Origin of the sequence: Xylanibacter rarus (assembly GCF_001275135.1) — a bacterium.
Taxonomy (GTDB): Bacteria; Bacteroidota; Bacteroidia; order Bacteroidales; family Bacteroidaceae; genus Prevotella; species Prevotella rara.
In genome coordinates, this window is sequence record NZ_LFQU01000051.1 from 1 (window position 1) to 12,255 (window position 12,255).

Consider the following 12,255-nt stretch of genomic DNA (forward strand, 5'->3'; position numbering starts at 1 on the left):
TGCCGATTAGTTTACTAATCAGATTTATTTTTTATATTCGCCCGCAAATTTACAAATTATTCTATTATGGACAAAAAAGAGATTATAAAGATTGTTGTCAAGGTGTTGCTTTATTTGCTCACCTTGATTGGCGGTTACTTCGGTGTGACCTCATTGTCAAGTTGTACGATTCAGCGCAAGGCTCAGATTAAAGGCAAGGCTGTAGTTGTCACAATAGACACTACGACCATTCATCATGAAGGCAGTTTGGAACTTAAAACTAAATGATTATGGAAAAGATAACTAAAAAAACACGTTATAGTTATATAGTGTATTATCACTTATCTAATCGTCCTGCTCGTGTTCATTCTCATTTTGGTGGTCCATTTGATTCTAAAGATGTTCGTGAGGAAGTTTTGGATTTTGCTGTATATTTAGTAAATCAAGTTGGTGGCGAATTGGTACAAGTTAGGCGTATTGAAGAGATTTGTTATACTTCTGATGAAAATTAGTCATGTCTGATATCGGTTATCCACTTGTCAAATGTTATCACCCTCGCCATGTACAGAATAAGTATACAGGCGAAGTCATTCAGGTCGGTTGCGGTGTTTGTAAGGCTTGCCTTAAACGCCGTGCCGACAAGATGTCATTCCTGTGTGCCATTGAGGAACAGAGCCACAAATATTGCATGTTTGCGACACTCACCTACTCTAACGACTATGTTCCACGGATGTACCCTGAGGTCGATAATGAACTCCGTTTGGTCCGTTGGTATTCCTATTGTGACAGGCTGAACGAAAAAGGCAAGCTGATGACCGTAGATTATGACTATTGGCACAAATGCCCCTCTCTTGAGACTTATGTTAGCATGCTCACTGCCAAGTGTAAGTTAGACGGATATCTTTCTTACACTTCCAAGCGTGACGCTCAGTTATTCCTCAAACGAGTTCGTAAAAACTTAAGCAAATATTCAGATGAAAAAATACGTTATTACATTGTATCGGAGTACGGACCGAAAACATTCCGTGCGCATTATCATGTCTTATTCTTCTATGACGAGGTTAAGACACAAAAGGTTATGTCAAAGGTTATACGTCAGGCATGGCAGTTTGGTCGTGTCGATTGCTCTCTCTCCCGAGGTAAGTGCAATTCGTACGTTGCGCGATACGTTAATTGCAATTATTGTCTTCCCCGATTTCTTGGCGATATGTCCTCGAAGCCGTTCTCGTGTCATTCTATCCGCTTCGCTCTCGGCATTCATCAAAGTCAGAAAGAGGAAATTTACAAGGGTTCCGTTGACGACTTTATTTACCAAAGCGGAGAACTCAATGGCAATTATGTCGAGTTCATGCCTTGGCGGAATTTGTCGTGTACGTTCTTCCCGAAATGTAAAGGCTATTCTCGCAAGTCTGATACTGAGTTATGGCAGTCTTATAACATATTACTCGAAGTTAAACAAGCAATAGGCTATTCATTTAATACGATTATAGATTATGCTCGCTGTATCCTTGACTTGGTTGTTACTGCTAAGTTCTCTTGCGATTCACGTGGTTTACCTTGTTCTTCGCCTGCGCTCAATAAGGTCATATCCTATTTCTCGCAAGGAATTGATACTAACCCTTATTATAGTGATTACTTGGCTGACTACCATACTAATAGTATTGCCCGAGAGTTGTATATCTCTCGTCATTTTCTGACATTTGTCTGCGACAATGACAGCTATCATGAGCGTTATCGCAAATTTACCCTTATACGCCAATTTTGGCAACGTTATGACTATGCTCAACTTGTTGGCATGTATACTAGTCAGATTGAAAACAGGCATCTTATTTCCAATTATGATTGGTATTATATCAACAAGACCCCTCTCGATTCTTGCGGTAATGTAGATGTATCTCAGTTGTCTAAGGAATTGTTTTATAAGCGTTTTGTTATTAAGTCTGATGAAAACTTCGAGAAGTCTATCAAACACAAGATTCAGAATGATGCAAATGGTTTCTTTATTAACTAAATATTATTTATTATGAGTTCAGTAATGTCCCTTACGGCGCTAAAGAACAGCGTCAAACGTAATGGTTTTGACCTCTCATTTAAGAACGCATTCACAGCTAAGGTTGGTGAGTTGCTCCCTATTATGTGTAAAGAGGTCTATCCTGGTGATAAATTCAACATTCGTGGTCAGGCGTTCACCCGAACACAGCCTGTCAACTCTGCTGCTTACTCTCGTTTACGTGAGTATTACGATTTTTATTTCGTTCCCTATCGTCTGTTGTGGAATATGGCTCCAACGTTCTTTACCAACATGCCTGACCCGCATCATGCTGCTAGTCCAACTGTTTCTGTTTCTCTTGGTCAACGTCATCCATGGTTTACTTTCTCTGATATTATGGAGTATCTCGGTAATCTTGATTCATTGTCTGATACTTATGAGAAGTATAAGAAGAATTTCTTCGGTTTCTCCCGCCTTGACTTGTCTGTGAAGTTGCTCAATTATCTTAACTATGGTTTTGGTAAAGATTATGCTTCTGTAAAAGTACCTGGTGACGCAGATAATATCGTTTTGTCGCCTTTTCCTCTTTTGGCTTATCAGAAGATATGTGAGGACTATTTCCGTGATGACCAATGGCAGTCCGCTGCGCCTTATCGTTATAATCTCGATTATTTGTATAACCTCAACAATGGTTATCATATTCCCATTACTTCGTTTGCTAAGGATGCATTTAAGAACCCTACTATGTTCGATTTGAACTATTGTAATTTCCAAAAAGACTATTTTACAGGTATGCTTCCTAAGGCTCAATATGGTGATGTAGCTTTCGCTCCTATTGATTTGGCTAACTCTCAGTCTTACTTAACCCTTGGTGACGGAAATTCTCAGGATATGGGTAAAGCTATTGCAGGCTTCCATACAAATGGCTCTACTTCTAGTCCTCAGACTTATGGCATAAAGGCAACCTCATCAGGTGGTACAGGTTACAAACAGATGTTGCTTGACCTTGATTCTCGTTTGTCTGTTCTTGCACTTCGTCAGGCTGAATGCTTACAGAAATGGCGTGAGATTGCTCAGTCAGGTAAAATGGACTATCAAACTCAGATGCAGAAACACTTTAATGTGTCACCCTCTGAGACCTTGTCAGGTCATTGTAAATACCTTGGTGGTTGGACTTCAAACCTTGATATATCAGAAGTTGTTAATACTAACCTTACAGGCGATAATCAAGCCGACATTCAGGGTAAAGGTACAGGCACACTTAATGGTAACAAGGTTGATTTCGAAGCTAAGGAACACGGTATAATTATGTGTATCTATCATTGTCTCCCGTTGCTTGATTGGTCAATTAATCGCATTGCTCGTCAGAACTTCAAGACAGCATTCACCGATTATGCTATACCTGAATTTGACAGCATTGGCATGCAGCAGTTATATGCCTCTGAAATGATATTCGGTCTTGAAGATTTGCCCGCAGATCCGTCGTCGATCAATATGGGTTACGTGCCTCGTTATGCTGACCTCAAGACTTCTATTGATGAGATTCACGGCTCGTTCATTGATACTCTTGTCTCTTGGGTTTCTCCTCTCACAGAGAGTTATATTTCTGCTTATCGTCAGGCTTGTAAAGATGCAGGCTTCTCCGACATTACTATGACATATAATTTCTTTAAGGTCAACCCGCATATTGTTGACAATATCTTCGGTGTACAGGCTGATTCTACTATAAACACAGACCAACTTCTTATCAATTCATTCTTTGATATAAAGGCAGTCCGTAACTTCGATTACAATGGTTTACCATACTAATTTTATTGCTTATGTTCCGACAAAGAAAAGATATCGCACGTTATTCATTTAACGTTGCATCAGGCATTGAGCGTAACAATTTCGTTCAGCCCTCGCCCATACGTGATTTTATGACTGAGAAGGTAACTTATTTCAGTGGTTCTGATAAAAAGACTGCTATTGCTTACGTTGATGATATTTATATGCTGTTCAATCAGAACAGGTTGAATTCTGTTGGTAGAGATACCATTCAGAAATGGCTTGACGGACTTACACCTAGGTCTGATTCACTCGCACAACTTCGTAAGAAAGTTTCTGATGAACAACTCATGGATATGTGTAAGTCTAGATATATACAGTCCTCTTCTGAGTTGCTAGCATGGTCTGAGTATCTTAACGCTAATTATGCGTCTATTCTCTCTGAGATTGAGGCTTCTAAGGCTCCTGAGCCTACTCCTGAGCCAACTCCTCAGCCTGCTCCTACTGAATAATTTGTTTAACCATGGCATGGCTTCGGCTGTGCCATTTAATTTTGATTTTATGAGTTTATTAGGTGGTTTACTTGGTGTAGGTACATCAATATTAGGTAATGTTCTAGGAAATAAGAGCCAATCAGATACCAATAAAACTAATTTACAGATTGCCCAGATGAACAACGAATATAATGAGCGTATGTTCAACAAGCAATTAGATTATAATCAGGACATGTTCAATCAGCAGATTGAGTATGATTGGAAGAAGATGCAGGAACAGAATACACATAATGCATTAATGGCTGAGGGTGCGTTTAATCGTCAAGCTAAGTACAATTCGGCAGTTGAGCAGCGTAAGCGTCTTGAGGCAGCCGGACTTAACCCTTATCTTATGATGTCAGGCGGTAATTCCGGTACTGCATCTGCTGTTTCCGGTTCTTCCGGTACAGGTGGTTCGCCTAGTGCAATGGGAGTTAACGCTCCCACTGCTTCTCCTGCTGTCATGCAAGCTTATCGTCCTGACTTCTCAGGTGCGACAGGTGTTATACAGACCTTGCTTGATATTCAGGCACAGAAAGGTGTACGTGAAGCACAGGCGTCTAGTCTTGGCGAACAGGCTTCAGGTTTCAAGATTGAGAACAAGTATAAGGCTGAGAAACTTCTTTGGGAGATATATAATTCAAAGGCTGATTACAACCTTAAGAACTCTCAGGAAGCCTTAAATAACATGAGTTTTGCCCGCATGCAGGCAATGTTCTCTAGTGATGTGTCAAAGGCACAGCGTGAAGCCGATAATGCTCAGTTTACAGGTGAACTTATTCGAGCACAGACAGCATGGCAGCAGTTGCAGGGTTTGCTCGGTGCTAAGGAGTTGAAGTATTATGACCAAAAGGTTTTGCAGGAACTTGCTATCATGTCAGCGCAGCAGTACAGCCTAGTTGCAGCAGGCAAGGCAAGTGAAGCGCAGGCACGACAGGCGATTGAGAACGCTCTTAACCTCGTTGAACAGCGTGAAGGCATTAAGGTAGACAACTATGTAAAGCAGAATACAGCTAATGCCCTTATCAAGACAGCCCGTAATAATTGTAATACTTCTTATTGGAATTCTGTTGGTGCAAGGAATAACTCAGGTCCTCGTGATGCTTGGCAGCGTGTTAATTCAGAGTTGCTAAATGGTAATGAGCGTTATCGTTTCTTTAAGCATGCTCAGAATTTCTTAGGTATTATTGGTTCTTGGCTTCCTAAGTTATAATGCAATATATAGTTATCTTTTCCGTTATTACTATATGACAGAAAAAGATAAGTTGTTCCGTGCTATTAGATACATTTTGTATCTATTTGTTATTTTGCTATTGATTACTATTTTTTTAGTTCCTCTCTATTTAGGTGGTTATATTTGACCACCTATTTTCGTTCTGTTGTTAAAGGAGCCTTTTTTTGCCCTGTTTCAAGAGGACTTGTGGGCTTTGCCCAAAAACACATTTCCCCCCTGCCCCCCCCACCGCTCAAACCTCGCACTGCCAAGAGACTTACATGTGGAGAGTTGTCAAGGTCTGAGTGCAAAAAATTTCACGTAAAAGCGCACCTAGCGTAGCGCAGGCTCAGCATTTTATGTGAAAATTTTTGTGCTCACGGCCTTTACAACTTCGGAACATGTCAGTAACTTTGCAGTTCGAGGTGTGAGTGATGGGACTGCAGCTTGATGATTAACCTGTCTGTTGGTTTTATTAACGTTTGTGTGTTACGAAGTCTTAATCACTTTGTCCGTAAGGATTCGGGTTTTAGTCTCCTTTAACCCGAACGGCTTTCTCTTGTCCTCATATACGCAAAGTGACACCACAAACTTCATTAAAACCTCAGTTTTTTCAGAGCTCTCAAATGTTAAAGTTATGTTAATCTTATTGCCGATTAGTTTGAATTGTCGGCGTTAGTGTTAATTAATTGAATGTATAACGTTTAAATTTATTTTTATTATGTACAATCCGTCTGATATAATGTTTTCGGCTACAATATACTACGCGGCTGAAGGTCCATCTTATTCATATTACAGCAGTAATGTGCATGCTAATCGTCTAGATTTAGAAAATGAAGTGAGAGCAGCTGAAGAAAAACTAACTCGTAATGGCTGCAAAATTACTGAAATAGTTTACATGGAACGATACAATTTCGAGAAATAGGCGTAAATCGTGCTCGCTGCGCTGCGCTCATTATGTTAATGAAAGCCAAAGGCGCTGCGCAGGCTCCGCGCCTTTACCTTTCATTAACATAACGTTAAAAACAAATTCGCTTTACAACTATGAATAAAGAGTTAATAGAACTGCTGAAAGATATATCTTTCATTATATGTATGTTTGTTTCGCTTATAGTGCTGTTAATTTTCGCGGCTCTATTATCATAATGTCCCATGTTTTCCAATGCTCACTTTAGCGCTCATATCGTTAATTCCCCCAACTTTAAATATAGTGTCTTATGTTTGTCAATGAATTTATAAACCATATTGAAAAGATTTGCAACTATTCGCCGAAGACCTGTTTATGCTATAAGCAGGATTTAACGGACTTCTTCAAGTTCGTTGACGGCCGCGAAGTTACGCCGAATCTTATTTCTGATTATGTTATGTTTAAGCGTGATAATGGTTGCAGCGCTGTTAGTGTTAATCGTTACATATCTGCTATTCGCAGTTATTTTGATTACTGCTGCCGGTTTGCGGGCTGCGCCCGCAATCCGGCGGCAGGCATCCGTAATATTAAAACTGAAAAGCGTCTGCCCCTGTTTATCACAGAGCCTGTTATGAATGATTTGCTTGATAATCATCTGCGCCGCGATACTTTTAAAAGATATCGCACTTTCTTGGTTGTTCTTGTGTTCTATCATACAGGCATTAGGTGTTCCGAACTTGCTGCTATTCGTGATTTAGATATCAATCTAGAAAAAAGATATATCAAAATTTACGGCAAAGGCCGTAAAGAACGGCTTGTGCCTTTTGGCTCTGAATTAGAATACCATTTGCGTGAGTTCACGAAAATGCGCGATACTGAAATAAGAGTTTCCGACGGCCATTTGTTTACTGATATTCACGGCAAAGGCCTGTCAGGTTTTCAAATTAGAATCATTACTAAACAGGCTCTTTTGCGTGTTGTCCCCGCAAAATTCGCTCATCCTCATGTATTGCGCCATACGTTCGCAACGGCCATGATGAATCACGGCGCTAAGATTGAAAACGTTGCGCTGTTGTTAGGACATGAAAGCGTTGACACAACAACAATATATGAACATGTCTCTATTAATTATTTACAATCCATTCATAGACAAGTATTCAGATGAAAAGGTTTATTCATATCCGGCGCACTCTCTTTTATGGTGAGTGCTGCCGTGTTTTTATTCTGTTCAATCATATTTATTTGGCGTTCTCTAGAGAACGTAAACGTTTCTTATTAGAAGTTGTAATTTAATCTTTAATCGTATGTTAAAAGCTGAAATCATTGGAAACCTTGGCGCCGATGCTAAGGTGGTCCGCGGAAACACCGCCGACTTTGTTTCGTTATCTGTTGCCCACTCTCGCGTATTTAAGAAAAATGACGGCACCGAAGTGGCCGAAACGTACTGGGTAAACGTTACCATTAATTGGAATGCATCTAACTTGTTGCCATATCTGAAGAAAGGCACAAAGGTCTTTGTTCGTGGAAATGTACGTTTAAGGGCTTTCACTGACAAAAACCATGAATTGCGTGCAGGCATGGACATAAACGCCGATGAACTCGAACTTTGCGGCAGCGCTCAACAACAGCAACAGACACCCCCGAGTAATGAAGTCGGTGATGCTCCGTTCTGATGCGTAAAAGATTTGTGTATTTCGTTAATCATGATTGGGCACAGATTAAACAGATCTGTGCCCGAATGAACATAAAAACAGGTGTTACAATAAACGGCGAGAGCCTGTTGCCGGATGATTTTCAAGACGAAAATTTGCTGCGGGAACTCGCTGATAATAATGTTATTCAAATCCGTTATAAAGATGTTACAAAGTAAATTGTGTAAAATATGTGTAGACGAGCGTCTAGCAGTCGAAAACGACGGCTATAAATTGTATTGCACTGACAAACTTGCAGGCCGCAGATATTGGTATTATCTTCATTCAAACGGCAATAAAATCGCATTTGAATTAGACCTTGTTGTCTGCAAACTTGTTATATATAAAAATTGTAAGGTTGTCAAAGTTGTTAAATAATTGATAAATAGATGTGTTAATATTGATTGGCTTGAGGTCTTTTGTTCGGAGCCTATAACACAGCCGCTTAATGCTGATTATTTTATCAGCAAAGGTTATTATGTCAAGCAGCGTGATTACGGCACGCCGCAATATCGTGAAATGTTCACTATTTATGAACATAATTTCCCATTTATCGAAGTACGCCGAAATCCTTATTCATTAAAACCTTTAGGTGGTATATTCAACGCTAATGACTGCCATATACGTTTATGTAACCGCGCATGTTATTCTTTGTCTCCTATCAATGATTTGCGTAAATTCCTTATAGCGCATCACTACACTTATAAATCGTTGACACGCATAGATATTTGCCTAGATTTTAACAGGTTTGACAAAGGTACAAACCCCGAAATCATGATGCGTGATTATATGGAAGGGCGTATCAGCAAAATTAATCAATGTAACATTGCCGCTCACGGCAAAGATAGTTTTGCGCGCAGGATTTGGAACTCTGTGTCGTGGGGCTCGTCAAAAAGTCCTATTTCTACAAAACTATATTGCAAAAGTCTTGAACTTAAAGAAGTAAAAGATAAATTCTATATTCGTGATGCATGGGCTGCTGCCGGACTAGATGTCAGTCAACCTGTTTGGCGCGTTGAGTTTTCGGTTAAAAGTGACTATAAACATTTTGTCAAATTAGACACAGGAGAATTAGTCCCAAATGATTTGACAACGTATGATGATAGATATAAGTGTCTGTTTAGGTTCCATAGTTTTGCGGCCAAATATTTCCACTTCAAAATCGTTGAACGTAAAAAAGACGGTACTTTACAGCGTAAAGATAGATGTAAAGATAAAATCCTGTTTGTTATAACCAAAGATGAATCAGCCTATAAACCTGTAAAGCTAACCGAAGACACAGAGCCGGACAGGACAGACAAACTTCTAGCAAATAGATTACGGCAAATATTTAGTGACGAACATACGCCGCCAAATGTAAAAAAGGCATGTCAAACTATTATGGTTGAACTCCTGCAAAAACATCGAATGGTTAAGCTAGATTCTTATGCCTACGCCATGGTTTTGGAAACCGAAAAGTAATGGAAAACGGCGGTGCAGTAGCACCGCCGTGGAATTTCCAAAACATTTTACCCTAACTTACTGACTGATAACAAGTTTAGCTGTGTTTTCACCTCTTAATCTTTTTGCTTGTTTTTGAATAGCAAAATAAGCCCAAAACAAGCAACCAAAATTAGCAGCAAGACCCAACTACCATGCTGAAAATTTCCTTTAATGTCCATAGGGACATATTTTGTTATCGTATCACTTTGAATGTAAAACGTGTCGCGTCCGCTTGCGGCCGTTCTGTCCGTTGTCTGACGCTCATAAACATATCTGTCAATGATTATAGTATCGCCTTGTTGATGTATGTTTGTCGTAACTTTCTGCACAACGCTATCTTTCACGATAAGTGTGTCTGTTGTTCTGACACGCTCAACTTTAGATGATGCATTGTCGTTTACCATATCCGGCTTACTGCAACATGATACGATAAAAACAAATAATGTTAATAGGCTAAACACTTTCATAATATCTGCGTGCCTCCCACTCACGCCGTGTCACTAGTCCTGCAAGCTTGACACCATTGCAATAAACCCACCGCCTAAACTCATTGCCGATTGATTTGTCGTTGGCGTTGGCGTTTATCTTCTTCAGTAGTGTTGATGTCTTGAACTTGCCGATGCCGATGTTAAAAACAAAGCTGACAACAGCGTCATGCTGCCCTTGATTTAGCTTTGATTTGATAACTTTTGACATTTGTTTCTCAACGTTGCTGATATCTTCACGCAGAAGTTTTTCTGCATCACTCTTTGTTATCTGTTGGCCCGCTTTCACGCCGCTTGTATGCCCGTAGCCTATTGTCAACACTCCGGCATTACATCGGTACGCTGTTAATTCGCAGCCCTCAAATACTTTTATTTGCTCTAAACATTTATTACTTGTTGTCATGGCAATAGTCGTTTAAGATTTCACGAAAAGTAGAAGTTACATCACCTTTATTTTTCAAAATCACATTAATAGTCTTTGCGGCCTCTCGCTGCTCCTGTTTTGTATGTGTATGCTCAAATACGCTAAACCACTCTGACAGGATGCAAAACCCGCCCAAAGCTAGCGTAAACACAGGATATTTATTTACTATAAAGATTAGACAGTCTATAAGTGTAAGCGCTATCATTGGCAAAAAGTATTTGTTTGCCTTGTCCGCTGTTCGTTTAAGTGTGTTACTCTCCCACTTTATCCCACACTTTTTGCACTTAAAGTATGCGGCCAACAAGTCTACAAGCATAGACACCAAAACACCCGCATAAGCCGCGAACACCCAAAATAAAAAGAAATGCAGGTCGTTTACATTGATTATTTGTTCCATAACTCAAATATTTTAGTTAAACATTAGCAAAAGTAGATAAAATTTCTCTACAAACAAAGTAAAACCCCGCTTACGCCGAACATTTCGCGTAAATGCGTCCGCTATCGCTCCCGCATTTCCGCTACATGTTCCGCAAAGTTGCGCAGATTATTCCGCGCCATGATCTGCGCTGACGCGCAGAACATTCTGCTACATAAACAGCGCAAAAGACACTGCCGTCGTCTGACTAAATATGTTTTCCGAAACCCTCTTGGCGCTCTCCGCCCACCCACCCCGCCGCGCATAAATGCGCATTGCTCCCCCGAGCGCCCCCACTGCGGGGCTCTTGCTGCCACTGACGCAGGCAGCAAACGCCCCTTGTCCACCACTACGCTCCTATCGTCGCTACCCCGACCACCACCCCAAACCCGCTGCGGGCTGCTTGTCGCCACTATCGCAGGCGGCAAACAGCCCTTATCCACCACTACGCTCCTATCGTCGCTACCCCGACCACCACCCCAAACCCACTGCGGGGCCCTTGCCGCCACTATCGCAGGCGGCAAACGCCCCTTAGTCCACCACTACGCTCCTATCGTCGCTACCCCGACCACCACCCCAAACCCGCTGCGGGCTGCTTGCCGCCACTATCGCAGGCGGCAAACAGCCCTTGTCCACCACTACGCTCCTGACGTCGCTACCCCGACCACCACCCCAAACCCGCTGCGGGGCTCTTGCCGCCACTTGCGCAGGCGGCAAACGCCCCTTGTCCACCACTACGCTCCTAACGTCGCTACCCCGACCACCACCCCAAACCCACTGCGCAACGCTTGCCGCCACTATCGCAGGCGGCAAACGTTGCTTGGCACACTGGCTGTCAGTTGGTAAAAATCGGCGCTTCGATAATATAATTAGCATCAAGATGCTAATTTCATATTATCTGCGCGCCGATTTCGCGCTGCGCGACGCGTCGGGGGCTGCGGGCGCTCTGCGCGCGTCCGCCTCCCCGCCGCTGCTAAGTTCGCGCGATGTGCGTGAATTGCTTGCGTTACTTGCTCGTGGGTTGCTGCAAACCCCACTGCGGGGCGCTTGCCGCCACTATCGCAGGCGGCAAACGCCCCTTGACCGCCACTACGCGCCTAAAGGCGCTACCCCGACCACCGCCCCTACGTGGCGGTTTTCGGGGTGTTGTCTCATATCGTGTAAAAATTTGTTCGTGGGTTGCTGCGGGTTTGCTCGTGGGTTGCTGCGGGTTTGCTCGTGGGTTGCTGCGGATTTGTTCGTGGGTTGCTGCGGGTTTGTTCGTGGGTTGCTGTGTCCGCGCTGCGCGACGCGTCGGGGGCTGCGGGCGCTCTGACGCGCGTCCGCCCTCCCCGCCGCTGCTGTGCCCGCGCGTCTTGCTTTGTGGGTT

The 12,255-nt window shown here is 42.2% G+C and carries 13 protein-coding genes; 10 read left to right on the forward strand and 3 right to left on the reverse strand.

Annotation, left to right across the window (positions count from 1 at the left end; genetic code table 11):
- The first annotated feature begins 66 nt into the window (after positions 1-66).
- From ACU52_RS14115 to ACU52_RS15230, 10 genes are all read left to right on the forward strand, one after another.
- Positions 67-267: a hypothetical protein gene (locus ACU52_RS14115; RefSeq protein WP_053399259.1), complete on the forward strand. Its 201-nt coding sequence runs from the start codon at positions 67-69 to the stop codon at positions 265-267.
- 2 nt (positions 268-269) lie between these two features.
- Entirely contained in the window at positions 270-491 is a 222-nt protein-coding gene (locus ACU52_RS14120) for a hypothetical protein (RefSeq protein ID WP_147630896.1), read from the forward strand.
- Between the two features lie 2 nt (positions 492-493).
- The gene (locus tag ACU52_RS14125; RefSeq protein ID WP_053399261.1) at positions 494-1,990 is read left to right on the forward strand and encodes a rolling circle replication-associated protein; all 1,497 of its coding nucleotides are present in this window, start codon (positions 494-496) and stop codon (positions 1,988-1,990) included.
- A gap of 12 nt (positions 1,991-2,002) precedes the next feature.
- Positions 2,003-3,778 (forward strand): major capsid protein, encoded by a 1,776-nt coding sequence (locus tag ACU52_RS14130; protein ID WP_053399262.1) that lies wholly within the window; start codon positions 2,003-2,005, stop codon positions 3,776-3,778.
- Between the two features lie 11 nt (positions 3,779-3,789).
- Positions 3,790-4,248: a hypothetical protein gene (locus ACU52_RS14135; protein WP_053399263.1), complete on the forward strand. Its 459-nt coding sequence runs from the start codon at positions 3,790-3,792 to the stop codon at positions 4,246-4,248.
- Positions 4,249-4,405: 157 nt separating this feature from the next.
- Positions 4,406-5,482, forward strand: a complete 1,077-nt coding sequence (locus tag ACU52_RS14140) for a hypothetical protein (protein WP_147630897.1) — start codon at positions 4,406-4,408, stop codon at positions 5,480-5,482.
- A 1,217-nt stretch (positions 5,483-6,699) separates the two neighbouring features.
- On the forward strand, positions 6,700-7,554 hold the full coding sequence (locus ACU52_RS14895) for a tyrosine-type recombinase/integrase (RefSeq protein WP_082335315.1): 855 nt from the start codon (positions 6,700-6,702) through the stop codon (positions 7,552-7,554).
- Positions 7,555-7,693: 139 nt separating this feature from the next.
- Positions 7,694-8,062 carry a single-stranded DNA-binding protein gene (locus ACU52_RS14155; protein ID WP_053399267.1) on the forward strand — a complete coding sequence of 123 codons (369 nt, stop codon included), beginning with the start codon at positions 7,694-7,696 and terminating at the stop codon, positions 8,060-8,062.
- 65 nt (positions 8,063-8,127) lie between these two features.
- Positions 8,128-8,259, forward strand: a complete 132-nt coding sequence (locus tag ACU52_RS15755; RefSeq protein WP_262503080.1) for a hypothetical protein — start codon at positions 8,128-8,130, stop codon at positions 8,257-8,259.
- Between the two features lie 199 nt (positions 8,260-8,458).
- A complete protein-coding gene (locus tag ACU52_RS15230) occupies positions 8,459-9,541 on the forward strand; it encodes a hypothetical protein (protein ID WP_147630898.1) in 1,083 nt (360 codons plus the stop codon).
- A 95-nt stretch (positions 9,542-9,636) separates the two neighbouring features.
- Here ACU52_RS15230 and ACU52_RS14175 read toward each other — a convergent pair whose 3' ends face one another.
- Genes ACU52_RS14175 through ACU52_RS14185 form a run of 3 tightly spaced genes read right to left on the reverse strand, consistent with a single transcriptional unit; the run spans position 9,637 to position 10,868 of the window.
- Positions 9,637-9,966, reverse strand: a complete 330-nt coding sequence (locus ACU52_RS14175) for a hypothetical protein (RefSeq protein WP_053399271.1) — start codon at positions 9,964-9,966, stop codon at positions 9,637-9,639.
- Positions 9,967-10,015: 49 nt separating this feature from the next.
- Positions 10,016-10,450, reverse strand: coding sequence for a lysozyme (locus ACU52_RS14180; protein ID WP_053399272.1), 435 nt, complete (start codon positions 10,448-10,450; stop codon positions 10,016-10,018).
- A complete protein-coding gene (locus ACU52_RS14185) occupies positions 10,437-10,868 on the reverse strand; it encodes a hypothetical protein (protein WP_053399273.1) in 432 nt (143 codons plus the stop codon). Before ACU52_RS14185 ends, ACU52_RS14180 begins: the two co-directional genes overlap by 14 nt.
- Between the last annotated feature and the right edge of the window lie 1,387 nt (positions 10,869-12,255).